Raw genomic sequence first — 24,720 nt, forward strand, 5'->3', positions numbered from 1 at the left:
GAAGCGGCGACGGTGCTTTCCGGAGGGCTCAGCTCGCGGTGAGGCCGGCGACGAGTTCGTCGGCCGCGCCGTACGGGTCCAGGGCGCCGGCGGCCACGCGCTCGGCGAGGACGGCCAGGCGCCGGTCCCCGCGCAGGTCGCCGATCCGGGCGCGCAGTTCGGCCAGGGCGATCGCCTCGATCTCCTCGGCCGCCCGGCGGCGGCGCCGTGCGGCGAGCTCGCCGTGCTCCTCGAGCCAGGCGCGGTGCTTCTCCAGCGCCTCGACCACCTCGTCCACACCCTCGCCGCGCGCCGCGACGGTCTTGACGATCGGCGGGCGCCAGTCCCCCGGCTCCCGGGCCTCGCCGAGGCCCAGCATGTGGTTGAGCTCCCGGGCGGTGGCGTCGGCGCCGTCCCGGTCGGCCTTGTTCACCACGAAGACGTCGCCGATCTCCAGGATCCCCGCCTTGGCGGCCTGGATGCCGTCGCCCATCCCGGGGGCCAGCAGCACCACGGTGGTGTCGGCCTGGGCGGCGACCTCGACCTCGGACTGGCCCACGCCGACGGTCTCGACGAGGATCACCTCGCAGCCGGCCGCGTCCAGCACCCGCAGCGCCTGCGGCGCCGCCCAGGAGAGCCCGCCGAGGTGGCCGCGGGTGGCCATCGAGCGGATGAACACCTCGGGGTCGGTGGCGTGGTCCTGCATCCGGACCCGGTCGCCCAGCAGCGCGCCGCCCGAGAACGGCGAGGACGGGTCGACGGCCAGCACCCCGACCCGCTTGCCGAGCCGCCGGTAGGCGGAGACCAGCGCCGAGGTGGAGGTGGACTTGCCGACCCCGGGCGAGCCGGTCAGGCCCACCGTGTACGCCCGCCCGGTGTGCGGCGCGAGCGCGGCCATCGCCTCCCGCAGCTGCGGGGCGGCGTTCTCGACCAGCGTGATCAGCCGGGCGACCGCCCGCGGCCGGCCCTGCCGGGCCTGCTCGACCAGCGTGGCGACATCGATCATCAGGAGCTCCTAGCGCAATGCCGTCGAATGCCGAAAGGGGCTGCGGACCGCCACACGCGGTCCGCAGCCCTAGGGCGCGTCTGACAATTCGCGTCGGATCAGGGCGCGGCGTTGGGGTGCGTGCATCGCAAGGCGGAGGAGGGAGCCACTGCGGAGCATTGGCAACCGACGACAACGCGGCGAGGTGCGTGCCCCGGCGTCGCGAACCCGGCGGGAATTGTCAGACACGCCCTGGGTCGGATCGGCCGGTCAGGCCTTCGGGACGCGCACGATCAGCGCGTCGCCCTGGCCGCCGCCGCCGCACAGCGCGGCCGCGCCGACCCCGCCGCCGCGGCGCTGCAGCTCCAGCGCCAGGGTCAGCACCACGCGGGCGCCGGACATCCCGATCGGGTGGCCGAGCGCGATGGCGCCGCCGTTGACGTTGACGATGTCGGAGGAGACGCCCAGGTCCTTCATGGACTGGTGGGCGACGGCCGCGAAGGCCTCGTTGATCTCGATCAGGTCGAGATCGGCGACCTCCAGGCCCTCCTTGGCCAGCGCGTGCTTGATCGCGTTGGAGGGCTGCGACTGGAGCGAGTTGTCCGGGCCGGCCACGTTGCCGTGCGCGCCGATCTCGGCGATCCAGCTCAGGCCGAGCTCCTCGGCCTTGGCCTTGCTCATCACGACCACGGCGGCGGCGCCGTCGGAGATCTGCGAGGAGGTGCCGGCCGTGATCGTGCCGTCCTTGGCGAAGGCCGGGCGCAGCTTGGCCAGGCCCTCGACGGTGGTGTCCGCGCGGATGCCCTCGTCCTGACTGAACAGCACCGGCTCGCCCTTGCGCTGCGGGATGGCGACCGGGGCGATCTCGGCGTCGAAGACCCCGTCGGCCTGCGCCTTGGCGGCCCGCTGGTGGGAGGCGGCGGCGATCTCGTCCTGCACCTCGCGCGGGATGCCCAGGCGGGTGTTGTGCTTCTCGGTGGACTCGCCCATCGGGATGTTCTCGTAGGCGTCGGTGAGGCCGTCGTGGGCCATCGCGTCGAGCATCGCGATCGCGCCGTACTTGAAGCCCTCGCGGGACTTCGGCAGCAGGTGCGGGGCGTTGGTCATCGACTCCTGGCCACCGGCCACGACGATGTCGAACTCCCCGGCGCGGATCAGCTGGTCGGCCAGCGCGATGGCGTCGAGGCCGGAGAGGCAGACCTTGTTGATGGTCAGCGCCGGCACGTTCATCGGGATGCCGGCCTTGACGGCGGCCTGGCGGGCCGGGATCTGGCCGGCGCCGGCCTGGAGCACCTGGCCCATGATCACGTACTGGACCTGCTCGCCGGTGATCCCGGCCCGCTCCAGGGCGGCCTTGATCGCCACGCCGCCGAGGTCGGCGCCGGAGAAGCCCTTGAGGGAGCCCAGCAGGCGGCCCATCGGGGTCCGCGCACCGGCAACGATCACAGAGGTGGTGTTGGTCATGGGACGGGCCCCTTCGCACGTCGTGGCCAGGTGAGGATGCGCTCAATGTACTGACCTGTTACCCGCCCGTCACCGGAGCGACGGTGTGATCGAGCGCACTGGCACCCTCCAGTCAACACCGTGCCGACCCGCTCCGGGTGAACCGCCCGCCGTGTGAGCAGGCTCGCACGCAGGGCACTGGCGTGCCGCGCGGGCATGCGCTGCACTTGGTGCACCCCTTCCCACCGCCCTTCCCCTCACCCGGAGGCCGTCGTGCTGACCCGAATCGACCACATCGGCATCGCCTGCCGCGACCTCGACAAGACGGTCGAGTTCTACCGCGCCACCTACGGCTTCGAGGTCTTCCACTCCGAGGTCAACGAGGAGCAGGGCGTCCGCGAGGCCATGCTCCGGATCAACGGCACCGACGACGGCGGCGCCTCCTACCTCCAGCTGCTGGAGCCCACCCGGCCCGACTCCACCGTGGCCAAGTGGCTGGAGAAGAACGGCGAGGGCGTGCACCACATCGCCTTCGGCACCGCCGACGTGGACGGCGACTCCGAGGCCATCCGAGACAAGGGCGTCCGGGTCCTCTACGACCAGCCGCGGATCGGCTCGATGGGGTCGCGGATCACCTTCCTCCACCCCAAGGACTGCGGCGGCGTCCTGACCGAGCTGGTGACCTCCGCGCAGCAGGGCCACGACGAGCACTGACCCCCTCCCGGACCGCCCCGGGGCGGGCGGCGCCCCCGGGGCACCCGACGGCCCGTCGGTCATGACCCGTCAGTAACCTGGTGGGAAGAGCCGGAAAACACCCCTGCGGCCATTCCCCCGCAGTGCGCTCCCACTACAATGCCCAGGTGCGCGAAGGCTCCGGGGGACGGAGGCGACGGGCACGGCCGAAGACAGGCCCGTCCGCCCGCCGGTGGTCGGCCCGTCGCAAGGGGAGTCCATTACGCGGGCACGGCTGAACAGTCGCAAGACGGATCTGTCACCATTCTCCACAAGGCAAGAGTTCGCCCAGGAGTCCACCCGGACGGGGGAACGCGGAACCACCGCGCTCCCGCGCCCCGGACTCCGACGACCGCGGCGGGCGGCCCCGGCATGGCGGGGAGCCGTCCACCGGCTGCGGATGCAAGGACCAGTCGGACCGGCGCCCGGGATACCGGAGCCCGGCACCGGCCGGGTCGAGGACGCGACCAGGAGATGGATGGGACCGCGGAGTGCGGGGCAACGACCGCTACGAGGCTGACGATCACCTCTCCCAGTTCGAGGCCGAGATGGGTCGGACTCGGAAGGAGCGGGACAAGGCAGTCGAGCATGCCGAAGACCTCGCCTACCAGGTGGAGGTGCTGCGGGCGAAGCTGCACGAGTCCCGCCGCATGCTCGCCCAGCCGCGCGCCTTCGACGCCGTCTCCGGCCAAGCCGAGCAGATGCTCCGCACCGCCGAGATGCAGGCCCAGCAGCTGCGCGCCGACGCCGAGCGCCAGCTGCGCGACTCCCAGGCCGCCACCCAGCGGATCATGGCCGAGGCCGCCGAGCGCACCGCCCGGCTGGAGGCCGAACTCGCCGCTCGCCGCCGCCAGCTCGAGGACGAGCTCACCGAACTGCGCCGCTCCGCCGAACAGCACGTCAACGGCTGGGCCGAGCAGAGCCGGGCCGGCTCCGAGCAGGAGGCCCAGCGGCTGCTCCAGGACGCCCGCGCCGAGGCCGAGCGGATGGTCGCCGCCGCCCGCGCGGAGGCCGTCGCCCTCGCCGACCAGGCCCGCGCCCAGACCGCCGCCGACGTGGACGCCGCCCGCGGCGAGGCCCACGCCGCCGCCGAGGCCGCCCTGCAGCGGGCACAGAACGACGCCGAGCGCCTGCTGCGCGCCGCCTCCGAGCAGGCCCAACAGGCCGGCGCCCAGGCCGCCGCCGACGTGGACGCCGCCCGGGGCGAGGCCCAGCAGCAACTGGCCGCCGCGCACGCCGCCGCCGAGGGCCAGCTGGCCGCCGCCCAGGCCGAGATCGGCCGGCTCAAGGCGCAGGCCGCCGCCGAGCAGGCCCGGGCCGAGCAGCAGCTCGCCGCGGCCAAGGCCGAGATAGAGCGGCTGCGCGCCGAGGCGATCGCCGAGGCGGAGCGCACCCGCCGCGAGGCCGCCGAGCTGCGCGCCCAGGCCGAGCAGGCCGCCGAACAGCTCCAGGCCGATGCCGAGGCCGCCGCCGAACGCAGGGTCGCCGACGGCGAGGCCGCGAACGAGCAGCGCTCGCAGACCGCCCGGGCCGAGGTGGCCCGGATGGTCGCCCAGGCCACCAAGGAGGCCTCGGCGATCCGCGCCGAGGCCGAGGCCGTCCGTACCGAGGCCGCCACCAAGCAGGCCGAGGCCGACGCGGCCAGGGCCGCCGCCGCGGAGGAGAGCGAACGGCTGCGCGCCACCGCCGAGTCGGTGGCCGCCGAGCTGAGGTCCGAGGCCGAGGCGGCGATCGCCGAGCTGCGCGCACTGGCCGAACGGGACGTCGCCGAGCTGCGTGCCCAGGCCGGGGCCGACGCCCAGCGGCTGCGCGGTGAGGCCGAGGAGGCGGGCCGGGCGGCCGGCGCCAAGGACGCCACCGTCCACCTCGCCAAGGCCGCCAAGACCGCCGAGGAGGTGCTCGGCCGGGCCAACGAGGACGCCGAGACGGCGCGCGGTGAGGCCGCCGCCGAGGCCGAGCGGATCCGTGCGGAGGCCTCCGCCGAGGCGCAGCGGCTGCGCGAGCAGGCCCAGGCCGCCGTCGAGCAGGCCCAGAACGCCGCCCTGGACGACGCCGCCGCGGTCCGCGAGCGGATCGAGCAGATGCAGGACGAGGCGGCCCGGCTGCGGGCCGAGGCCGAGGAGCTGCGCGCCCAGGCCGCCGCCGAGGCCGACCGGGTGCGCGGCGAGGCCCGCCGCCAGGCCGTGGTACAGATCGAGGAGTCGGCGAAGAACGCCGAGGAGCTGCTCACCAAGGCCAAGACCGACGCGGACGAGCTGCGCGCGGGTGCCGCCGCGGAGGTCGAGCGGCTGCGCGAGCAGGCCCAGGAGCAGGCCGCCGAGACCCAGGGCCGGGCCGAGCAGACCCTGAACCGGGCCCGCACCGAGGCCGGGAAGATCACCGAGGCGGCCGAGCAGCAGGGCCAGGACGCACTCTCCGCCGCCCGGGCCGCAGCCGCCGAGAACCGGGCCGCGGCCGAGCGCGAGACCGCCGAACTCCGGCGCGACGCAACCGAGTTCGACCAGCGGGTGCGCGCCGAGGCGACCGCCGCCGCGGAGGCCCTGACCGCCGAGGCGCAGGCCGAGGCGAACGCCGTCCGAGACGCCGCGGTGGCCGACGCCGAGCGGGTGCGCACCGAGACCGACACCGAGGCCGCCCGGACCCGGGCCGAGGCCGAGGCGGCCGCGAACGCGCTGCGCGAGGAGAGCCGGCGCGAGCGGGAGGAGGCGGCCGACGGGCTGCGGCGCGAGCGCGAGGAGACCTCCGAGCACCTGGACGCCGCCGAGGCCGCCCGCGAGCAGGCCGAACAGGCCGCCGCGCAGACCCGGGCGGAGGCCGAGCAGGCCGCCGAGGAGCTCCGGGCCCTCGCCCAGCGCGAGACCACCCTGCAACGCGAAACCGCCGAGGCCTACGCCGACCGCGTCCGCACCGAGGCCGAACAGCACGCCACCGACCTCACCGAACGCACGGCGGCCGAGACCGCCGAGGTCCGCGAGGCGGCCGACAAGCACGTCGCCGAGGTCCGCGAAGCCGCCGACACCTACGCCGACGAGCAGCGCACCGCCGCCGACATCTACGCCGACGAGCAGCACACCGCCGCCGACACCTACGCCGCGCAGACCAGGGCGGAGGCCGAGCAGGCCGCCGAGGAGCTCCGGGCCCTCGCCCAGCGCGAGACCACCCAGCAGCGCGAAACCGCCGAGGCCTACGCCGACCGCGTCCGCACCGAGGCCGAACAGCACGCCACCGACCTCACCAAGCGCACGGCGGCCGAGACCGCCGAGGTCCGCGAGGCGGCAGACAAGCACGTCGCCGAGGTCCGCGAGGCGGCCGACAAGCACGTCGCCGAGGTCCGCGAGCAGGCCGACACCTACGCCGACGAGCAGCACACCGCCGCCGACACCTACGCCGCGCAGACCCGGGCGGAGGCCGAGCAGCACTCCACCGACGTCCGCGAGACCGCCGAGGCCTACGCCACCGACGTCCGCGGGCAGGCCGACACCTACGCCGCCGAGCAGCGCACCGCCGCCGAGGAGGTGCTGGAGCGCGCCGAGGCCACCGCCGAGCAGCGCCGCGCCGAGGCCGCCAAGGACGCCAAGGCCACCCGCGAGAAGGCCGCCGCCGAGCTGGCCCTGGCCAACGAGCAGGCCTCGACCGTCCGGGCCGAGGCCGGCCGCGAGCTGTCCGAGGCCCGCGCCACCGCCGACGGCATCCGGGCCGAGGCCACCGCCGAGCTGGAGCAGGCCAGGGCCGACCGCGCCGAGCTGATCGCCGCCGCCAAGGCCGAGGGCGCCGAGCTGGTGGCCACCTCCGAGGAGGAGGCCGCCGAGGTCCGCCAGTCGGTGGCCGGCATGCACGAGGCCGCCGCCGAGCAGATCGCCGCGCTCAGGGCCGCCGCCGAGGAGGAGGTCGCGGAGGTCCACGAGGCCGCCGAGCAGGACGCCACCGAGCTGCGCGCCCTCGCCGAGCGCGAGACCACCGAGCAGCGCGAGTCCGCCGACGCGTACGCCGCCGAGCTGCGCACCCTGGTCGAGCGGGAGAGCGCCGAGCAGCGCGAGCTCGTCGACCACGAGACCGCCGACCTGCGGGCCCGCACCGAGGCCGAGACCACCGCGCTGCGCGAGCAGACCGAGCTGGAGCTGACCGCCGAGCGGGAGGCCACCGAGAACGAGCTCGGCCGGCAACGCGCCGAGGCCCTGGCCTACGACGAGCAGCTGCGCTCGGACGCCGAGGCCGAGCTGCGCGCCGCCCAGGAGGCCGCCGAACACCTGCGCGCCGACGCCGAGGCGCAGGCTGCCCGTACGGTGGCCGAGGCCGAGGCCCAGGGCGCCCGCACCATCGCGGACGCCGAGGAGCTGGCGGCCGGCCTGCGGGCCGAGGCCGAGGAGTACGCCCTCGCCACCCGCACCCTGGCCGACGATTACGACTCCGCCACCCACGCCCGCGCCGACGCCTTCGACGCCGAGACCCGCGAGGCCGCCGAGCACTTCGACAAGGCCACCCGCGAGCAGGCCAAGTCCGTCCTGGAGAAGGCCTTCGCGGACGCCGAGGCGCTCGGCGAGGACGCCCAGACCACCGCGTTGGCGACCACCGCCGCCGCGGAGGAGCAGGCGGACGCGATGGTCGCCGCCGCCCGCAAGGAGGCGGACCGGCTGGTCGCCGCCGGCGAGGCGGCCGGTCAGGCCGAGGTCGAGAAGGGCCGTTCCGACGCGGACGCCCTGCTCGCCGAGGCCCGCCGGGACGCGACCGCGATCCGGGAGCGCGCCGAGGAGCTGCGCGAGCGCACCGACGCCGAGGTCGAGGCCCTGCACGAGCGCGCCCGCAAGGAGAACGCGGCGGCCATGAAGTCGGCCGGCGAGCGGGTGGACGCGCTGGTGACGGCGGCCCAGGAGCAGCTGACCGAGGCCGAGGAGCAGGCGGTGTCCACCGTCGCCGAGGCCGAGGACCGCGCGGCGGCCCTGGTCGCGGCGGCCGAGGACCGCGCGGCGGAGCTCACCTCGGAGGCCTCCGCGGAGGCCAGCAAGGTCCGCCTGTCGGCCGTCCGCAAGGCGGAGGGCCTGCTGAAGGAGGCGGAGACCAAGCTCGCCAACTCCACGGACCGCGCCGAGGCGCTCATCGAGAAGGCCGAGGCGAAGCTCCAGTCGTCCGAGGCCGAGGCCGAGGAGCGGCTGGACCGGGCCTCCGCCGAGGCGGAGAAGCGGCTGCGGGAGGCCGACGAGGCCGCGGACGAGCAGGTCGAGCTGGCGAAGGCCGAGGCCGAGCGGCTGCTCGCCGAGGCGAAGGCCGAGGCGAAGCGGGTCACCGACGAGGGCCGGCGCGAGCTGGACGAACTGGTGCGCCGCCGCAAGGACATCAACACCGAGATCTCCAGGGTCCAGGACGTGCTGTCCGCCCTGGAGGCGTTCGAGGCGCCGGCGCCGGTCGCCCAGGCCAACGGGGGAAGCAGCAGCAAGAAGGACGGGGGCGCCAAGGCCGGTGCCGGAGTTGGCTCCCCCCGGTCGGGTGGCAATCGCTCCAAGAGCTCACCACCCGATTGAGCGGACATTGGCGGTCATTGTCCGTGAGAGAACGGCATTTCGCCGTCAACACTCCGGTACCGTGTCAGGATTCCCTCAACCACCTCAGCGGTTTGACGACAGGAAGCCCAGAACCCCATGAGCGACAGTCACTCCCCTCACGGCTTCGACCTGGTGCGCCGTGGGTACGAGCGCGCCCAGGTCGACGAGCGGATCACCAAGCTGGTGGCCGACCGTGACAGTGCCTTGACCCGGATCAGCGCGCTGGAGAAGCGCATCGAGGAGCTTCACCTGGAGACCCAGTCCGCCCAGGCGGCGGTCGTGGAGCAGGAGCCCTCCTACGCCGGTCTCGGCGCCCGGGTCGAGAAGATCCTGCGACTGGCCGAGGAGGAGGCCAAGGACCTGCGCGACGAGGCGCACCGCGCCGCCGAGCAGCACCGCGAGCTCGCCGAGGCCGCCGCCCAGCAGGTCCGCACCGAGGCCGAGAACTACGCCAAGGACCGCAAGGCCAAGGCGGAGGACGAGGGGCTGCGGATCGTCGACAAGTCCAAGAGCGACGCCGCCCAGCTGCGCGCCGAGGCCAACAAGGACGCCCAGAACAAGCGCGAGGAGGCGGACGCCCTCTTCGAGGACACCCGCACCAAGGCCGCCCAGGCCGCGCTGGAGTTCGAGACCAACCTGGCCAAGCGCCGCGAGCAGTCCGAGCGGGACCTGGCCGCCCGTCAGGCCAAGGCCGAGAAGCGCCTGGCCGAGATCGAGCACCGGGCCGAGCAGCTGCGCCTGGAGGCCGAGAAGCTGCGCACCGACGCCGAGCGCCGCGCCCGCCAGACCGTCGAGACGGCCCAGCGCCAGTCCGAGGACATCGTGGCGGACGCCAACGCCAAGGCGGACCGCATCCGCAGCGAATCCGAGCGCGAGCTGGCGGCCCTCACCAACCGCCGCGACAGCATCAACGCCCAGCTGACCAACGTCCGCGAGATGCTGGCGACGCTGACCGGCGCGGCCGTGGCCGCCGCCTCGCTGCCGACCGACGACACCATGGGCGTGCCCGCCCAGCAGTCGCGCTGACGTGGGCCGGGTCCGGCGGCACCGCCGGACCCGGAAGCACCGCAGGCCCTGTTGCACCGCAGGCCCTCACCCGCCAGGGTGAGGGCCTGTCGGCCTTTCGCGCCGTCACCGTCTCGGGCGCTTCCGGGGCCTGCCGGAGGGGGCCGCTACCTGGGGTAGGCGCCGTCCGGCCGCTGGTACCCGCTGCTGAGCTGGTTGCCCTCGTCGTCGGAGACGGTGCCGAACCAGGAGGTGCACCAGACCGACACCGAGTCCGGCCAGTACTGCACCTCGAAGGGGTGCCCGGGCCCGTAGTCGCCGTACGAGGTGACGATGAAGGTCTCCCCCGGGCGCATCCAGTAGTCCTCGCCGAGCGGTTCCAGGGTGAGCTCGACCAGCCCCTCGCCCCGGTTGGTCACGGGCATCCGGCCGGTCACCTCCAGGGCCGAGAAGTCCCAGGCCGCCGCGTCCTGGCTCTCCTGGCTCATCCGGCGGCCACCCGGGCGAGCAGGGTGCGCACGACGGTGTCGAAGGCCTCGGGCGCCTCCAGGGCGCTCAGGTGGCCCGCTCCGGGCAGGACGGTCAGCTCGGCGTCCGGCCGGGCCCGCAGCATCAGCTCGGCCTCCTCGGGCGCCACCAGGGCGTCGTGGGCGCCCGCCACGATCGCGGTCGGCACCCGCAGGGCGGCCAGCACGTCCATGGAGTCCGGGCGGGCCGCCATGGCCCGCTGGGCCCAGGCGACGGCGGCCGGCGGTGCGGCGGCGACCATCGCCTCCACCCGCTCCACCAGGTGCTGCGAGTCGGGCCCGAGCTGCCCGGCCGCGACCCGCTCGTCCAGCAGCAGCCGCACGCTGTCCCGCGCGGTGACGGCGGCGGCCACCCGTTCCCGGTTGGTCCGGGCGGCGTCGGTGTCGGCGGTGGCCCGGGTGTTGGCCAGCAGCAGGCCGGACAGCCGGTCGGGGTGGCGGCGGGCGAAGGCCAGCGCCACGTAGCCGCCCATGGAGAGCCCGGCGACCACCGCGCGCTCGATCCCGGCCGCGTCCAGCAGCAGCGCGAGGTCGTCCGCGACCGGGTCCAGCGAGGGCTCGTCGGCGCCCAGCCCGGTGCCGCCGAACCCCCGCTGGTCGGGGGCGAGCACACGCGCTTCGTCCCCGGTCGGACCGGGCAGCGAGTCCAGTTGGGACGACCACATCGAGGCGTTCAGCGGAAAGGCGTGCAGCAGCACGAGTGGTGTTCCGGTACCGCTCTCGCGGACCGACACTGCGGAGGGGAGCTGGGTCATGTCTCCAACCTATTCCGGCGCGCCCGGCGGGCCCACTCAGCGGGCCGCGATACCCCCTTTGTCCTAGCCTGGCAAGGAACTGAGGGAGCGCGAATGATCGAGTTGCACGACCTGACGAAACGTTACGGCAAGACGCTCGCGGTGGACCGGCTCAGCTTCCAGGTCCCCCGGGGCGTGGTGACCGGCTTCCTCGGCCCGAACGGCGCCGGCAAGTCCACCACCATGCGCATGATCCTCGACCTCGACCGCCCGACCGCCGGCCGGGTCACCATCGACGGCAAGCGGTACGGGCAGCTCAGCGAGCCGCTCAAGTACATCGGCGCACTCCTGGAGGCCAAGGCCGTCCACCCCGGCCGCACCGCCCGCGACCACCTGCTCTGGCTCGCCCAGAGCAACCGCATCCCCGAGCGCCGGGTGGACGAGGTGCTCGCCCTGGTCGGCCTCACCCCGGTCGCCCGCAAGCGGGCCCGCGGCTTCTCGCTCGGCATGGGCCAGCGCCTGGGCATCGCCTCCGCCCTGCTCGGCGACCCGGAGATCGTCATGTTCGACGAGCCGGTCAACGGCCTGGACCCGGAGGGCATCCTCTGGATCCGCAACCTGATGAAGCGCCTCGCCACCGAGGGCCGGACGGTCTTCGTCTCCTCCCACCTGATGAGCGAGATGGCCGTCACCGCCGACCACCTGGTGGTCATCGGACGGGGCCGGCTGCTCGCCGACCTGCCGATGCCGGAGTTCATCCGCCGCAACTCCCGCTCCTCCGTACGGCTGCGCGCCCCCGAGCCCGAGCGGCTGCTCGACGTACTGGCCGAGGCCGGCCTGCGGCACGAGCCGGGCCCGGACGGCTCCTACGAGGTGGTCGACGGGGACATCGCACGGCTCGGCGAGCTGTTCGCCGGGCACGGCGTGGTGCTGCACGAGCTCAGCCCGCAGCAGGCCTCGCTGGAGGAGGCGTTCATGCAGATGACGGCCGACTCGGTGGAGTACCACGCGGGGGACGGACCGGGTCTGGACGCGGCCGGCGCAGCCGGCGAGTGGGGCGCCGGCTGGAAGGCGGGCGGCGCCCGGCAGACCACCACCGCACGGCAGGAGGAGAACTGAGATGGCGTCCTTCCCGGCGATCCTGCGCTCCGAGTGGACGAAGATCCGCAGCGTCCGCTCGACGGTCTGGACGCTCGCGCTGACCTTCGTCGTCACGGTCGGCATCGGCGCGCTGCTGTCCCTGCTCACCAACAACAACTTCACCGAGTTCCGCCGCAACGAACAGTCCCCGTTCGACGCCACCGGGACGTCCTTCGCCGGCATCATGCTCGGCGAGCTGGCGATCATCGTCTTCGGCGTGCTGGCGATCGGCAACGAGTACAGCAGCGGCATGATCCGGGTCACCCTGGCCGCCGTCCCGCAGCGCGCCACGCTGCTCACCGGCAAGGCGGTGGTGCTCGGCGCGCTGGCCCTCGTGGTCTCGCTGGTGACGGCCTTCGTCACCTTCTTCGTCGGCCAGTCGCTGCTCGGCCCGCACTCCACCACGATCGGCGAGCCCAACGTGCTGCGGGCGGTGTTCGGGGCCGCGCTGTACCTGACGATGCTCTGCCTGTTCTCGGCCGGCGTCACCACGATGCTGCACAACCAGACGCTCGCGCTCGGCGTCCTGGTGCCGTTCTTCTTCCTGCTCTCGCCGATCCTCTCGGCGGTGCCGAAGGTCAAGACCCTGGCCCACTACTTCCCCGACTACGCGGGCTCGCGGATGCTGCTGGTGTACGAGCAGCACGGCCAGCCGTACGGGCCGTGGACCGGCTTCCTCATCTGTCTCGCCTGGACGGCCGCGGCGCTGGTCGGCGGTGCGCTGGTGCTCAGGAAGCGCGACGCCTAGCGTCTCCGGTCCGGCTCGGCCGGACCGTCAGTACCGCGGAGCGCCGCGGCCTCGCAGGACGTTGGAGGCCCGGCGCTCCCGCGCTCCCCAGCAGGCGCGGTGCCAGTGCCGCCGGTCGTCCACCCCCGCGCCGTGCATCGGCCAGGCCACCACGTGGCCCACCCCCGGCGGGATCTCCTGGTCGCAGCCCGGGCAGCGGTAGAACCGGCCCGCCGTCCCGGCGACCGTCTGGACGATCCAGTCGTCGCCCTGGTAGCTCTCGGTGCGGCGCAGCGAACCGCCGAGCGGGGCGGCCGCCGGCTCCGCGCTCTCGCGGGGGGCGGCGCTCTTGATGCGGTTGCGGCGCGGCGACACGGCGGACTCCCTCTCCTCCGGGGCTCTGGGTCGTTCCAGCCTACGGCCGGGCGGACTCCCCCACGGCCACTACCACGGGTCCCTCCGGCACTTCGGGGTTTTTGCCGAGATCCACCCGATCATCGGGGAAATCGAGGGTTCCGCGTGCCATTGGCACATGACATCGGATACCCACAGGGGGAGAAGGCGGGGCCCGCAGACCCTGCGCGCACCCGAGGAGGACCAACGATGAGCAAGACCAGCGCCCGCGCCGAGAGCGGCCGGCCCGTCGGGGTCCGGCCGGCCGCCCCCGGTCCGACGCTGACGTCCGTCCCCCCGGTCACGGCCGTCACGGCCGTCGCGGGCGAGCCGCTGCCGGCACCCCAGCGGGCGGGAGCACTGCCGCCGTCCACCGGCCCGGTGCGGGTCGGCCTGTTCCTGCTGTCCGCGCAGTTCCCCGGGCAGAGCCACGGCGAGGCGCTGGAGCGGACCGTCGAGTCCGCCGTCGAGGCCGAACGCGCCGGGCTGGACAGCGTCTGGCTGGCCGAGCACCACTTCGTGCCGTACGGGGTGTGCCCGGACGCCGCCACGCTGGCCGCGATGCTGCTCGGCCGCACCCGCCGGATCGGCGTCGGCACGGCGGTCAGCGTGCTCTCCACCCGCCATCCGGTGGGGCTCGGCGAGCAGGCCGCGCTGCTGCACCTCACCTCCGGCGGCCGGTTCACCCTCGGGGTGGGCCGCGGTGGGCCGTGGATCGACCTGGACGTGTTCGGCGGCGGCGTGGACGCCTTCGAGAAGGGCTTCCCGGAGCGCCTCGACCTGCTGCTGCGCTGGCTGCGCGGCTCCCGCGTGGGCGCGGACGGCCCGCAGTTCGCCTTCCCCGAGGTCGCCGTGGTGCCACGGGCGACCGAGCCGGTGCGGCGGCCGGCCCTGAGCAGCTGGCTGGGCCTCGGCGGGAAGTCCGGCCCGGTGCGCTTCCCGCGCCAGCGCCGGGACGACGAGGGCCTCGGCGAGGCGCTCACCGCCGCCGGACGGCCGGTGGCCGGACCGCCCGTGGTGGTCGCCTGCACCTCGCCGGGCGGGGTGCGGCTGGCCGCCGAGCGCGGCCTGCCGATGCTGCTCGGCATGCACTCCGGGGACGACGACAAGCTGCGGATGCTGGAGCTGTACCGGACCGCCTGGCTGGCCGCCGGGCGCGGCGAGGAGCAGCTGCGCCGGATCGGCCGCCAGCACGTCGCGGCCGGGGTGGCCCAGGTCGACGACCGTACCTCGGCGGCCCGGTCCACCCTGCTGGACGCGATGCCCGGCTGGTTCGAGTACGGGCTCGGCGCCCATCGCACCGTGGACGGCCGCGAGCGCAGGATGCGCGATCCGCGCCAGTACACCGAGCTGCTCTGCGACCTGCACGCGGTGGGCACCCCGCGGCAGTGCGCCGACCGGCTGCTGGCCACCGCCGAGCGCACCGGCATCCGGCGCTTCGCCCTGCTCGCCGAGGGCAGCGGCGACCAGGAGGCGACCCTGCACAACATCGCCCGGCTCGGCTCCGAGGTGCTGCCGCAACTGGGCTAGCAGCTGGGCCGGGGCCCGGGCCGCCGCCCCTGCCCCCGTTCCGGGGGACGGGGGCGGCCGGCGCCGCAGCGGGGTACGGCGGGGTCAGCAGTCCCGCAGTTCCTCGGACTGGTTGAGCAGCTGCTCGCGGACCGAGGTGAAGCGGTCGTACCGTGCCTCGTTGGCCTCGGACGGCAGGAACACCGCGACCCGGTGGCAGTTCTGGAAGGCCAGCCGCACCCCGAAGTGGCGCTGGAGTGCGCCCCGGATGGCGTCGCTGGCGAGCGCGCGCAGCAGCTGGCCGCGGGCCTGCTCGCTGGGCGGTGGTACCTGGTTGTCGGCGAAGTCGGTGTTGTCGACCTTCGCCTGGGCGACCAGCGAGCTGATCAGGTCCCAGGCGTACGGCAGCGAGACGCGGACGCAGTCGACGAATTCCCGCTCGTCGACCTCGCCCCGCTCGGCCTTCTCCAGCAGGGCCGGTGAGACGTCGAGCGACATGGATTCTCCTCTCGCGGTCCACCCGCGCGGCGCCCGGGTGGTCGTGCGTAGGTCAAGCTCACAGTGAGGGTGGCGGATTCGCATGGGGCGTCCGGAACGACCGAGGGACAGGGGTTTCCGGCGCCTTCGCGACAGCGGCGGCACCACGGGACGTGACGCCCTGGATACCGAACGCGCTCAGGACAGCGTGGCAGTCAACGGCGGGGCGGGCCGGTCATTCCCGGGGATTGCTTCGGAAATATGTTGCGGTGCACCAGATTGGCCGGATCCCGTCGGATCGTTCATCTGAAGTCTCCATCCCCGTTGACAGCGATCCCGCGAGCGTGCCGTCACACACCGTAGCGACTCGACGGAAGGGGCGCCAGACCTCGACGGGGCGGTGGCGGGACCGCAGGACCTCCATGTTGGCCGGGTTCGCGCTTTCTTCACCCCGCCGTCGCGGAATCGCATCAACTGGCCCTGGTGGGCTAGCGTGGTCGACCGTGCGTCTCGTAATTGCCCGCTGCTCAGTCGACTATGCCGGTCGGCTCTCCGCCCATCTGCCCTCCGCCACCAGGCTGATCCTGGTCAAGGCCGACGGCAGCGTCAGCATCCACGCCGACGACCGCGCCTACAAGCCGCTCAACTGGATGTCCCCGCCGTGCGTCCTCAAGGAGGCCGACGGGGTCTGGACGGTGGAGAACAAGGCCGGCGAGAAGCTCATCATCACGCTGGAGGAGGTGCTGCACGACTCGTCCCACGAGCTCGGGGTCGACCCGGGCCTGATCAAGGACGGCGTGGAGGCACACCTCCAGGAGCTGCTCGCGGACCGGATGGAGGTGCTCGGTGCCGGCTGGTCGCTGATCCGCCGCGAGTACCCCACCGCGATCGGCCCGGTGGACATCCTCTGCCGCGACGCCGACGGCGCCACGGTGGCCGTCGAGATCAAGCGCCGTGGCGAGATCGACGGCGTCGAGCAGCTCACCCGCTACCTCGAACTCCTCAACCGGGACCCGCTGTTGGCCCCGGTCAAGGGCATCTTCGCCGCGCAGGAGATCAAGCCGCAGGCCCGCGTGCTGGCCACCGACCGCGGCATCGGCTGCGTGGTGCTGGACTACGACGAGCTGCGCGGCATCGACGACGACAAGCTCAAGCTGTTCTGACCGCTCAGGTCGGGCTCGACGACGGACTGAACGTTCCGGTCGGACTGACCGGGCCGGTCGGCGGCGAACTCGGCTTGTCGGTCGCGGCGGAGGGATTCGGCGACGGCGAGGTGCCGGTGCCGCCGCCACCGGGCTGAGTGCCACCCCCGCCGGCGCCACCCCCGCCGGCGCCGCCTCCGCCCGGACCACCGGGGTTCGGGCCCGGCGGCTGCGGCTGGCCCGGTGCGGGCGGCTGCGGCTGCTGCGGGGTCTGCGACCCGCCCGCCCCCGGCGAGGAGCTCGGCTTCCTCGTCGGCGAGGCGCTCGGCGAGTGGGAGGCGCTGCCGCTCGCGGACGGCTCCGGGCTGCCGCCCTGCGTCGTCGCGGCGCTCGGCCCGGCACCGGCCGTTCCCGGCGCGGTGCTGCCGGAGGGCTGCGGGAACGGCGGGTCCTGGGTGCCGCCGCCGTCCAGCCGGCCGTTGTGCGGGTCCTTCCCCCTGACCTCGTCCGGCCCGCTGAAGCTCATCGCCACCGCCGTGCCGAGGACCCCCAGGGTCAGCACCGCCGTGGAGACCACGACCGCCCGCCGCCGCCTGCTGGACTTCAGTCCGGCCGGCACCCGGGCCGCGATCTTGCGGATCACCGGGGCGCGGCCGGGCGCCGCCACGGCGGGCGCGGCGGCCGGCAGCTGCCGGCCCTCGGCGCGCAGCAGGTCGAGCATCCGGCGCGCCGCGGCCGTCCCGCGCTGCTCGCCCGCGGTGGTCCGCAGGGTGAGCGCGGTCTCCAGTTCGGCGATGGCCCGGGAGGGCTGCCGGACGCAGACGGCGTGCACGCCCGCCTCGTGGTGGAACCAGGCCTGGTCGACCGCCGAACCGGTGTGCCGGGCCGCCTCCAGACCGAGCTGGAGCACCCGCTCCCAGGCGCCCCAGCGCAGCGACAGCGCCAGCGCGGGCGCCGCCGCCCGGGCGAGCCGGACCATCGCGTCGTGCCGCCCGGCGGTGCGGTCGGCGAGCAGCACGCCGATCATCACCTCGGCCTCGGCGGCGACCTGTTCCAGCGTCACCGAGCTGTGCCCCACCCACCAGGCGAAGTGCTGGGCGGCTCCGTCGACACAGCCGCGGGCCGGCCAGTGCGGGGCGAGCAGTTCGAGCGCGCCGGCGGTCAGCCGGTGGTGCCCGCCGATGGACACCGCCAGTCCGGCGTCGGCGAGTTCGGCGAGGGCGGCCTCGCCCTGCCCGACGTCGATCAGCGCCGGCAGGTGCGGCGCGGTGGGGCACTCGCCGCCGAGCGCGACGGTGAGCCGCAGCACGGCCTGCGCGGGCTCGCTCAGCCCCTCGGCGAGCCGGACCGCGGGCGAGGCGGTCTCCGCCACCGAGGGCAGCGGGACGGTGCTGCGCAGCGCGTTCTCCCGGACCGCCGGGTCCGCGTCGTGGACGGGCTCGTCGACGGCCCCGAAGACGTCCATCCGGTCGTCCTCGGCGGCGACCAGCGCGTCCACCGAGACGTCCCGCTGGCGCAGCAGCGCGGCGGCCTGGACGAAGCGCAGCGGGAGGCCCTCGGACTCGAACCAGAGGTCCACCGCCCAGGCCTTCTCGGCGACGTCCAGCGGCCGGCCGGCCAGCCGGGCGGTGAGGGCGAGGCAGGCGGAGCGGGAGAGCCCGGCCACCAGGTGGTCCTGGAGCCGGGAGCCGGGCGGCAGCGGCGGGCCCTCCGGGGCGGCGGAGATCAGGAAGGCGCAGCCGGGGGCGGCGGCGAGCAGGTCCTCCAGCTCGGCGCCGGAGGGCTCGGCGGCGTCGATCACCACGATCGCGCCGACCTCGGCGAGGTGGGCGGCCAGCTGCCCGGGGTCGGGGCGGTAGCCGGGGGCGTGGTGGGTGGCCGCGAAGAGGTCCTGGAGCAGGTCGGCGACGGTCCGGCGGTGGCCGCAGAGCTGCACCACGCCGCCGGGGGCGAGGTCGGCGGCGGCCTCGGCGACGGCCGACAGCAGTGCGCTGCGGCCCGAGCCGGCCTGGCCGACCAGGCGTATCGAGCGGCCCTCGGCGAGCAGGGCGAGCAGTTCGGCGGTGTCGGCCTCGCGGTCCAGCAGCGGCAGGTCGGCGGGCCCGGCGCCGAGCGCGAGCGGGCCGACCGCGCGGCCGACGCCGCCGGCCGGGCCGCGGGCGGGTTCGCTGCGTTCGATCCGGCGCGGACGCGGCCGCCACTCCTCGGGACAGGGTCTGGCCTCGGAGCCGTCCGGCGCGCCGACGCCCACCAGCAGGCCGCCGGAGACCAGTTCGCCGCCACGGGTGCGGACGGCCTCCTGCCGGAACTCCCCGGATGGCTGTGCCACGTTCTGCTCCGCATCGTGCTCGGCCGGCGGCGCCCCGCGCCGCCCGGCTGACGTCCCGGTGGCGGCCGCGGCCGGGCTGGAGGCAGCCCCGCGGCCGTCTTCTGACGGGCAGACTCTTGCACATTCGGCGCCGGCCGTGCAGGGCGGTCCGCGGCGGAGGGCCGGTCCGCGGCGCTGACCAGGGAGGTTGCGCGGACGGGGCCGGAGTGCGCAGGCGCACGCTCGCGGCGCGCGGCGCGGTGGGGGTCAGAGAGCCATCCCGTGCGCCTCGGCGGCGCCGTCGACGGCCAGGATGCGGTGCAGCTTGGTGGCCACCAGCAGTCGCTGGAGCTGGGCCGGGACGGAGCGCAGCACCAGCCGGCGGCCGATCCGGCCGGCCCGGCGGTGGGTGCCCATGATCACGCCGAGTCCGGTGGCGTCCCAGAACTCCAGCCGGCCGAGGTCGAGCACGAGGTCGCCGAGGCCGCCGTCCACGGCTTGGTGCAGCCGGGCCCGGGCGTCGGCGGCGGTGCGCACGTCGAGGCGGCCTTCGATGGCCAGCGCCCTGTGGTCGCCGGTGATGCGCATGCTCTCCTCCTTCGCCTGGACGGCCTGGTGCGGGGCGGGTCCGCCCCGGTCGTGCCGGGGGCGGGAGCGGGGGGTGCATCCGGGCGGGCCGCAGCCCCACGCCCGGACCCGGGCGGAATGCCGGGTTCCTTCATCTGACGGTGAACCGGCTCCGCAGGTTGCTGGTTCCGGCCAGATCTGAAGCAACTTCACCCGTCCGAGGGAATATACGCAGGTCGCCCCCACACCTACGCTCGATTACCGCCCAAATCACCCGTCTGCGGCACCGGGCGTGAGGAAACTCACCCGCCCCGGTGGAGCGGGCCGTACGATGCTCCGATCGCACGGCCCGCCGGTCGTTCAGCCCCGCCGGCTCACTTGCCCTCGTACGGGTAGAAGCCGCGGCCGCTCTTGCGGCCCAGGTCACCGGCGGTGACCATGCGGGCCATGATCTCCGGCGCCGCGAACTTCTCGTCCTTGGTCTCGGTGTAGATGTTCTGGGCGGCGTGCAGCAGGATGTCCACGCCGGTCAGGTCGGCGGTCTGCAGCGGGCCCATCGCGTGGCCGAAACCGAGCCGGCAGGCGGTGTCGATGTCCTCGGCGGTGGCCACGCCCGACTCGTAGAGCTTGGCGGCCTCGACGACCAGGGCGGTGATCAGGCGGGTGGTGATGAAGCCGGCCACGTCGCGGTTGACGACCACGACGTCCTTGCCGACGCCCTCGGCGTAGGCGCGGGCGGCGGCCAGCGTCTCGTCGCTGGTCTTGTAGCCGCGGACCAGCTCGACCAGCTTCATCATCGGGACGGGCGAGAAGAAGTGGACGCCGACGACCGACTCCGGGCGCCCGGTGACGGCGGCGATCCGGGTGATCGGGATGGCGGAGGTGTTGGAGGCCAGCACGGCGCCGTCCTTGGCGAGCTTGTCCAGCTCGCGGAAGACGCCCTCCTTGACCTCCAGGTTCTCGAACACGGCCTCGACCACGATGTCGGCCTCGGCGACGGCGCCCAGGTCGGTGGTGGTGGTGATCCGGCCCAGCGCGGCCTCGGCGTCCTCGGCGCTCAGCCTGCCCTTGGCGACGAACTTGTCGTAGGAGGCGCGGATGCCCGCCAGGCCCCGCTGGAGCGCCTCCTCGGTGACGTCCCGCAGCACCACCGGGTGGCCGGCCTGCGCGGACACCTGGGCGATGCCGGCGCCCATCAGGCCGGCACCGATCACGGCGATCTGCTTGCTGGACGCATTGCTCATGGCTGGGTCTCCCGATGCCGTCGCCGCCCCGCGGGCGGACCCTGAAAGCGGCTCAGGGCAGGGGTCACCGCCGCTCGAGCCGCGTCGCTCAATTCTCCTGCCTCGCTGACGCTCGGCAGTCGCTTTTCGCGGAGTTCGCGGTTCCCGTGGTTCGCTCGCTCCGCTCGCTCACGCGGACTCTAATGCCCGGATCCCCCCGCGCCATAGCAATCGAGAGTGTGATCTGCAACCGACATGGTCAGGTGATCAGACGGTCAGACCGTCAGCCCGAGGTCCTGCGCCAGGATCGCCGCCTGCACCCGGCTGCGCAGCCGCAGCTTCGCCAGGATCCTGCTGACGTGCGTCTTGGTGGTCGCCTCCGCCATCTCCAGCCGGGCCGCGATCTCCCCGTTGGACATCCCGGCGCCGATGCAGGCCAGCACTTCCCGCTCGCGGCCGGTCAGCGCCCCCACCGCGGCCCGGGCCTCCGGGCCGACCGGCCGCTCGGGGCGGGCGAAGGACCCGATCAGCCGCTTGGTCACCGAGGGCGCCAGCATCCCGTCCCCGCGCGCCACCGTGCGGATGCCCTCGATCAGGGTGTCCGCCTCCAGGTCCTTGAGCAGGAACCCGGACGCGCCGGCCCGCAGCGCGCCGTAGACGTACTCGTCCAGGTCGAAGGTGGTCAGCACGAGCACCTGGCCGGCCCCGGCGGCGACCACCTCGCGGGTCGCCGAGACGCCGTCCAGCCGGGGCATCTGCACGTCCATCAGCACCACGTCCGGCCGCAGCTCCAGGGCCATCCGGACGGCCTCCTCACCGTCGGCGGCCTGCCCGACCACCTCGAACTCCGGCTCGGCGCGCAGGATCATCACCAGCGCCGCCCGCACCGCCGCCTGGTCCTCGGCCACCAGCACCCGGATCGTCATGCCCGCCCCTCGTTCCCCTGGGCGCGCGGCAGCACCGCGCGCACGCTCCAGCACCCGTCCTTCGGCCCGGCCTCGAAGCTGCCGCCGAGCAGCCCGGCCCGCTCCGCCATGCCCACCAGTCCGGCCCGGGCGCCGGGCAGTCCACGGCCCGGCCCGCCCCGGTACGGGCTGTCGACGGCGATCCGCAGCTCCTGCGGCGCGAACTCCAGCCGCAGGCTGACCAGTCCGGGCCCGGCGTGCTTGAGGGCGTTGGTCAGCGACTCCTGGACGATCCGGTAGGCGGCCAGCCCGACCGGCACCGGCACGTCCCCGCGCTCGCCGCGCTCGTCCAGCTCGAAGTCCAGCCCGACGTCCCGGCCGGCCGGCCGGGCCTTGGCCAACAGGGCGTCCACCGCGGCCAGGTCGGGCGCCGCGTAGGACTCGTCCACCTCTCCCCCGCCACTGTCCCGGAGCAGTCCGATCATGCGTCGCATTTCGGCCAATCCCTGGACGCTGTTCTCCCGGATCACCGCCAGCACCTCCACCAGCGGATCGTCCTCGGGCAGGTTCCGGCGTCTGGCCACCGACTGGGCGCCGGTGGCGTGGATCGCGATCGCCGACAGGTGGTTGGCCACCACGTCGTGCAACTCCCTTGCCATCCTGGCCCGTTCGGCGCCGACTGCCTCGCGCCGGTCCAGCTCCGAGAGCAGCGCGGTCTGCTCCGCCCGCAGCCGCTCGGCCTCCGCCTCCTTCCGGTGCTTGCGCACCACGTCGCCGCTCCACACCGGGCCCAGGAAGACCAGCGTGCTGACCACCACGATCAGCAGCGCGAAGGAGGTGCCGCCGTAGACGGCCGCCAGGGTGGACAGCACCAGCACCGTGGCCCCGCCGGACAGGTGCAGCACCCGGGACATCCGCGGGCTGCCGTAGATCACCGCCGCGTACAGCAGGTCGGTGTACATGATCAGCGTGGCGACCAGGTTGCCGGCGAACACGCTCGCCGCGAAGACCAGCCCACCGACCGACACCGCCAGCGCCGGCCTGGTCCGCCGGAGCAGCTCCAGCCCGGCCATCGCCAGCAGCGGCGCCAGCACCGCCCACGGCGGCACCCGGTCGGCCTGGTCGTACGCCCCGAAGACGATCAGCACCGCGCCGCCGAGCAGCCCGGCGAGGGCGATCAGCTGGTCCTGGCGGCGCGGGGACAGGGCGGGGAACGGGAAGGGCACGTTCCCCATCTCACCATCCCCGACGGCCGGCCGGTTCCGGTCCACGGAGGAGCCCGCTACATCGAAAGGTGCAGGCCCGGACGGCACCCCGAGACGACGACACCGGCGGGCCCGCGCACCAGGCTGAAGGCACCGCCGAGACACCCGGGAGCAGAACGTGATCGTCACCCTCGTCGTCGCGGCCGAGATCTCCTTCTGGATCCTGCTCGGCCTCGGCCTCACCAGCCGCTACCTGCTCCGGTGGCGCCGCACCAGCACCGCGCTGCTGGTCGGCCTGCCGGTGGTGGACCTCACCCTGTACGCCCTGACCGTCCTCGACCTGCGCGGCGGCGCCACCGCGAGCTGGACCCACGCCCTGGCCGCGAGCTACGCGGGCTTCTCGATCGGCTACGGCCCCTCGCTGGTCCGCTGGGCCGACCGGCACTTCCTGCACCGCTTCGCCGGCGGTCCCAAGCCGCTGCCCTCGCCCAAGTACGGGCCGGAGCGGACCAGGTACGAGTGGCAGATCGCCGGCCGCACGGTCGTGTCGGCGGCGATCACGCTGAGCCTGATCACCCTGCTCGTCCCGCTCTCCGCGGGCTCCGCGCACTTCGGCACCTTCTCCCAGTGGTACCTCAAGCTGGGCATCGCGGCCGTGGTCAACGTGATCGTGGCCGGCTGCTACTCGCTCTGGCCCAAGGAGCCGCCGGCCGGCGTGCCGGTCGAGAACGGCCGGGTGGTCACCGAGAAGCGCGACGCCCGCACCCGCACCCCGGCCGGACGGCCCTGAGGCACCGGACGGCCCCGAGACGCCGGGGGCCCGTCCTCGGACCCCCGCGGGGGAGGGTCCGAGGACGGGCCCCCGGCCTGCCCGACGGCGTCAGCGCCCCAGAGGGCCTGTCTAGCGGTTCTCGCCCGGGACCCAGAGCACGTCCCCGCGCTCCTTGTTGGCCACCCGGGCCAGGATGAACAGCAGATCGGACAGCCGGTTGAGGTACTTCGCGGTCAGCGGGTTGACGCTGTCGCCGTGCTCCGCGATCGCCGACCAGGTCGAGCGCTCGGCCCGCCGCACCACCGTGCAGGCCAGGTGCAGGTGGGCCGCCCCGGGCGTGCCCCCCGGCAGGATGAAGCTGCGCAGCTTCTCCACGCGCGCCAGGTACTCGTCGCAGTCCGCCTCCAGCCGGTCGATGTAGGACTGCAGCACCCGCAGCGGCGGGTACTTCGGGTCCTCCACCACCGGGGTGGACAGGTCGGCGCCGACGTCGAACAGGTCGTTCTGGATCCGGACGAGCACCGCCGTCATGTCCTGCGGCAGCTCACCGGCGGCCAGGGCCACGCCGATCGCGGCGTTGGCCTCGTTGGCGTCCGCGTAGGCGATCAGTCTCGGGTCGGTCTTGCTGGTCCGGCTCATGTCGCCGAGCGCGGTGGTGCCGTCATCGCCGGTACGGGTGTAGATGCGCGTCAGATTGACCATGCGGCCAGAGTAGCCGCCGGGTTAGGCTCCGTTAACCCCGCCTCGGAGCACCCCGGCGCACCCAGGAGCACCTCGGAGCTCCCAGGACCGGTTCGGAGCTCGCTACGCGACGTTGACCCTCTGCCCCGGCGGGGCCGCCTCCAGCCAGGCCAGGAAGCCGGTCAGCGCGTCCTCGCTCATCGCCAGCTCCAGCGGCGCCCCGTTGTGCAGGCAGCGCAGCACCACCGAGCCGGACAGCAGCGCCAGCTCCTCCTGGCCCTCCGGGTAGCGCCGGCCGAGCACCTCGATCTCCCGGCGCGGCAGCACCTTGCGCGGCCGCGGGGCGTACGAGAAGACCCGGAACCACTCGATCGAGTCACCGCTGTACCGGCCGATACCAAAAACCCACCCCTTGCCGTCGGTCGGGGGGACCGGGGCGGAGGTGGGTTTGCCGTTCTCGTCGAGGTCGGGCTGGGTCGACGCGTCGGCCGGCATTTTGAGCCGGTAACTGCAGTCGAAGGTGCCGCCGACCCGCTGGATCAGGCGGCGCCGGACGGCGAAGGCCATCAGCCCGATCACACCCAGGGCCACGACCGCCGCACACACCACAAGCGCGAGGACCATGCTCACCCACCTCCTCGCTACCCGCGTTCCCCGTAGCGGTCGTATCAAGCGACCGCGCTGACCTACCAACTACGACGACAGTCCCGGGGTCACGCTCGCGCGTCC

At 74.3% G+C, this 24,720-nt stretch carries 21 protein-coding genes; 8 read left to right on the top strand and 13 right to left on the bottom strand.

What is annotated here, in order from left to right:
* Window positions 1-28 precede the first annotated feature (28 nt).
* Window positions 29-985: a methylmalonyl Co-A mutase-associated GTPase MeaB gene (meaB, locus tag ABZ449_RS18775; RefSeq protein WP_360346937.1), complete on the bottom strand. Its 957-nt coding sequence runs from the start codon at window positions 983-985 to the stop codon at window positions 29-31.
* Between the two features lie 249 nt (window positions 986-1,234).
* Window positions 1,235-2,428 carry an acetyl-CoA C-acetyltransferase gene (locus tag ABZ449_RS18780; protein WP_360346939.1) on the bottom strand — a complete coding sequence of 398 codons (1,194 nt, stop codon included), beginning with the start codon at window positions 2,426-2,428 and terminating at the stop codon, window positions 1,235-1,237.
* Window positions 2,429-2,680: 252 nt separating this feature from the next.
* On the opposite strand from ABZ449_RS18780, the gene mce reads away from it, so the two are divergent.
* The 3 genes from mce (at window position 2,681) to ABZ449_RS18795 (ending at window position 9,702) form a co-directional block, all read left to right on the top strand.
* Window positions 2,681-3,121 (top strand): methylmalonyl-CoA epimerase, encoded by a 441-nt coding sequence (mce, locus tag ABZ449_RS18785; protein WP_316526247.1) that lies wholly within the window; start codon window positions 2,681-2,683, stop codon window positions 3,119-3,121.
* Window positions 3,122-3,630: 509 nt separating this feature from the next.
* Complete coding sequence (locus ABZ449_RS18790) at window positions 3,631-8,655, top strand: hypothetical protein (protein WP_360346941.1); 5,025 nt, start codon at window positions 3,631-3,633, stop codon at window positions 8,653-8,655.
* 117 nt (window positions 8,656-8,772) lie between these two features.
* Window positions 8,773-9,702, top strand: a complete 930-nt coding sequence (locus ABZ449_RS18795) for a cellulose-binding protein (RefSeq protein ID WP_316526249.1) — start codon at window positions 8,773-8,775, stop codon at window positions 9,700-9,702.
* A gap of 146 nt (window positions 9,703-9,848) precedes the next feature.
* Here the strand turns inward: ABZ449_RS18795 and ABZ449_RS18800 are convergent, their stop codons facing one another.
* Entirely contained in the window at window positions 9,849-10,169 is a 321-nt protein-coding gene (locus ABZ449_RS18800; protein ID WP_224283203.1) for a hypothetical protein, read from the bottom strand.
* Complete coding sequence (locus tag ABZ449_RS18805) at window positions 10,166-10,963, bottom strand: alpha/beta hydrolase (protein ID WP_360346943.1); 798 nt, start codon at window positions 10,961-10,963, stop codon at window positions 10,166-10,168. The genes ABZ449_RS18800 and ABZ449_RS18805 overlap by 4 nt, the downstream gene beginning before the upstream one ends.
* A gap of 93 nt (window positions 10,964-11,056) precedes the next feature.
* On the opposite strand from ABZ449_RS18805, the gene ABZ449_RS18810 reads away from it, so the two are divergent.
* Both ABZ449_RS18810 and ABZ449_RS18815 read left to right on the top strand, forming a co-directional pair.
* Window positions 11,057-12,061, top strand: a complete 1,005-nt coding sequence (locus tag ABZ449_RS18810) for an ABC transporter ATP-binding protein (protein ID WP_360346945.1) — start codon at window positions 11,057-11,059, stop codon at window positions 12,059-12,061.
* A 1-nt stretch (window position 12,062) separates the two neighbouring features.
* Window positions 12,063-12,830 carry an ABC transporter permease subunit gene (locus ABZ449_RS18815; RefSeq protein WP_360346947.1) on the top strand — a complete coding sequence of 256 codons (768 nt, stop codon included), beginning with the start codon at window positions 12,063-12,065 and terminating at the stop codon, window positions 12,828-12,830.
* Window positions 12,831-12,857: 27 nt separating this feature from the next.
* Here the strand turns inward: ABZ449_RS18815 and ABZ449_RS18820 are convergent, their stop codons facing one another.
* The gene (locus tag ABZ449_RS18820) at window positions 12,858-13,184 is read right to left on the bottom strand and encodes an ATP/GTP-binding protein (RefSeq protein WP_360346949.1); all 327 of its coding nucleotides are present in this window, start codon (window positions 13,182-13,184) and stop codon (window positions 12,858-12,860) included.
* A 399-nt stretch (window positions 13,185-13,583) separates the two neighbouring features.
* Between ABZ449_RS18820 and ABZ449_RS18825 the strand changes: the two genes are divergently transcribed.
* Window positions 13,584-14,732, top strand: coding sequence for an LLM class flavin-dependent oxidoreductase (locus ABZ449_RS18825; RefSeq protein ID WP_360347056.1), 1,149 nt, complete (start codon window positions 13,584-13,586; stop codon window positions 14,730-14,732).
* A gap of 84 nt (window positions 14,733-14,816) precedes the next feature.
* Here ABZ449_RS18825 and ABZ449_RS18830 read toward each other — a convergent pair whose 3' ends face one another.
* Complete coding sequence (locus tag ABZ449_RS18830; RefSeq protein WP_360346951.1) at window positions 14,817-15,209, bottom strand: SCO5389 family protein; 393 nt, start codon at window positions 15,207-15,209, stop codon at window positions 14,817-14,819.
* A 482-nt stretch (window positions 15,210-15,691) separates the two neighbouring features.
* Between ABZ449_RS18830 and nucS the strand changes: the two genes are divergently transcribed.
* Entirely contained in the window at window positions 15,692-16,351 is a 660-nt protein-coding gene (gene nucS, locus ABZ449_RS18835; RefSeq protein WP_360346953.1) for an endonuclease NucS, read from the top strand.
* Window positions 16,352-16,355: 4 nt separating this feature from the next.
* On the opposite strand, the gene ABZ449_RS18840 is transcribed toward nucS, so the two are convergent.
* From ABZ449_RS18840 to ABZ449_RS18860, 5 genes are all read right to left on the bottom strand, one after another.
* A complete protein-coding gene (locus ABZ449_RS18840) occupies window positions 16,356-18,659 on the bottom strand; it encodes an ATP-binding protein (RefSeq protein ID WP_360346955.1) in 2,304 nt (767 codons plus the stop codon).
* Window positions 18,660-18,905: 246 nt separating this feature from the next.
* Entirely contained in the window at window positions 18,906-19,226 is a 321-nt protein-coding gene (locus ABZ449_RS18845) for an STAS domain-containing protein (RefSeq protein ID WP_360346957.1), read from the bottom strand.
* Window positions 19,227-19,579: 353 nt separating this feature from the next.
* The gene (locus ABZ449_RS18850; protein ID WP_360346959.1) at window positions 19,580-20,449 is read right to left on the bottom strand and encodes a 3-hydroxyacyl-CoA dehydrogenase family protein; all 870 of its coding nucleotides are present in this window, start codon (window positions 20,447-20,449) and stop codon (window positions 19,580-19,582) included.
* A 254-nt stretch (window positions 20,450-20,703) separates the two neighbouring features.
* A complete protein-coding gene (locus ABZ449_RS18855; RefSeq protein WP_360346960.1) occupies window positions 20,704-21,354 on the bottom strand; it encodes a response regulator transcription factor in 651 nt (216 codons plus the stop codon).
* A complete protein-coding gene (locus tag ABZ449_RS18860; RefSeq protein WP_360346962.1) occupies window positions 21,351-22,568 on the bottom strand; it encodes a histidine kinase in 1,218 nt (405 codons plus the stop codon). The genes ABZ449_RS18855 and ABZ449_RS18860 overlap by 4 nt, the downstream gene beginning before the upstream one ends.
* Window positions 22,569-22,716: 148 nt before the next feature.
* Between ABZ449_RS18860 and ABZ449_RS18865 the strand changes: the two genes are divergently transcribed.
* The gene (locus tag ABZ449_RS18865; protein WP_360346964.1) at window positions 22,717-23,328 is read left to right on the top strand and encodes a hypothetical protein; all 612 of its coding nucleotides are present in this window, start codon (window positions 22,717-22,719) and stop codon (window positions 23,326-23,328) included.
* A gap of 111 nt (window positions 23,329-23,439) precedes the next feature.
* Here ABZ449_RS18865 and ABZ449_RS18870 read toward each other — a convergent pair whose 3' ends face one another.
* Complete coding sequence (locus ABZ449_RS18870) at window positions 23,440-24,012, bottom strand: cob(I)yrinic acid a,c-diamide adenosyltransferase (protein ID WP_360346966.1); 573 nt, start codon at window positions 24,010-24,012, stop codon at window positions 23,440-23,442.
* Window positions 24,013-24,114: 102 nt separating this feature from the next.
* Window positions 24,115-24,615 carry a DUF2550 domain-containing protein gene (locus ABZ449_RS18875; RefSeq protein WP_030057523.1) on the bottom strand — a complete coding sequence of 167 codons (501 nt, stop codon included), beginning with the start codon at window positions 24,613-24,615 and terminating at the stop codon, window positions 24,115-24,117.
* Between the last annotated feature and the right edge of the window lie 105 nt (window positions 24,616-24,720).

This window comes from Kitasatospora sp. NPDC005856 (assembly GCF_040629945.1).
GTDB lineage: Bacteria > Actinomycetota > Actinomycetes > Streptomycetales > Streptomycetaceae > Kitasatospora.

What these genes read in the sequence shown, in the direction of transcription:
- meaB (WP_360346937.1), bottom strand. Translation starts at nt 985, where the DNA reads ATGATCGATGTCGCCACGCTGGTCGAGCAGGCCCGGCAGGGCCGGCCG.
- ABZ449_RS18805 (WP_360346943.1), bottom strand. Translation starts at nt 10,963, where the DNA reads ATGACCCAGCTCCCCTCCGCAGTGTCGGTCCGCGAGAGCGGTACCGGA.
- ABZ449_RS18815 (WP_360346947.1), top strand. Translation starts at nt 12,063, where the DNA reads ATGGCGTCCTTCCCGGCGATCCTGCGCTCCGAGTGGACGAAGATCCGC.
- ABZ449_RS18800 (WP_224283203.1), bottom strand. Translation starts at nt 10,169, where the DNA reads ATGAGCCAGGAGAGCCAGGACGCGGCGGCCTGGGACTTCTCGGCCCTG.
- ABZ449_RS18810 (WP_360346945.1), top strand. Translation starts at nt 11,057, where the DNA reads ATGATCGAGTTGCACGACCTGACGAAACGTTACGGCAAGACGCTCGCG.
- ABZ449_RS18795 (WP_316526249.1), top strand. Translation starts at nt 8,773, where the DNA reads ATGAGCGACAGTCACTCCCCTCACGGCTTCGACCTGGTGCGCCGTGGG.
- ABZ449_RS18875 (WP_030057523.1), bottom strand. Translation starts at nt 24,615, where the DNA reads ATGGTCCTCGCGCTTGTGGTGTGTGCGGCGGTCGTGGCCCTGGGTGTG.
- ABZ449_RS18850 (WP_360346959.1), bottom strand. Translation starts at nt 20,449, where the DNA reads ATGAGCAATGCGTCCAGCAAGCAGATCGCCGTGATCGGTGCCGGCCTG.
- ABZ449_RS18855 (WP_360346960.1), bottom strand. Translation starts at nt 21,354, where the DNA reads ATGACGATCCGGGTGCTGGTGGCCGAGGACCAGGCGGCGGTGCGGGCG.
- ABZ449_RS18780 (WP_360346939.1), bottom strand. Translation starts at nt 2,428, where the DNA reads ATGACCAACACCACCTCTGTGATCGTTGCCGGTGCGCGGACCCCGATG.
- ABZ449_RS18845 (WP_360346957.1), bottom strand. Translation starts at nt 19,226, where the DNA reads ATGCGCATCACCGGCGACCACAGGGCGCTGGCCATCGAAGGCCGCCTC.
- ABZ449_RS18870 (WP_360346966.1), bottom strand. Translation starts at nt 24,012, where the DNA reads ATGGTCAATCTGACGCGCATCTACACCCGTACCGGCGATGACGGCACC.
- ABZ449_RS18830 (WP_360346951.1), bottom strand. Translation starts at nt 15,209, where the DNA reads ATGTCGCTCGACGTCTCACCGGCCCTGCTGGAGAAGGCCGAGCGGGGC.
- ABZ449_RS18860 (WP_360346962.1), bottom strand. Translation starts at nt 22,568, where the DNA reads ATGGGGAACGTGCCCTTCCCGTTCCCCGCCCTGTCCCCGCGCCGCCAG.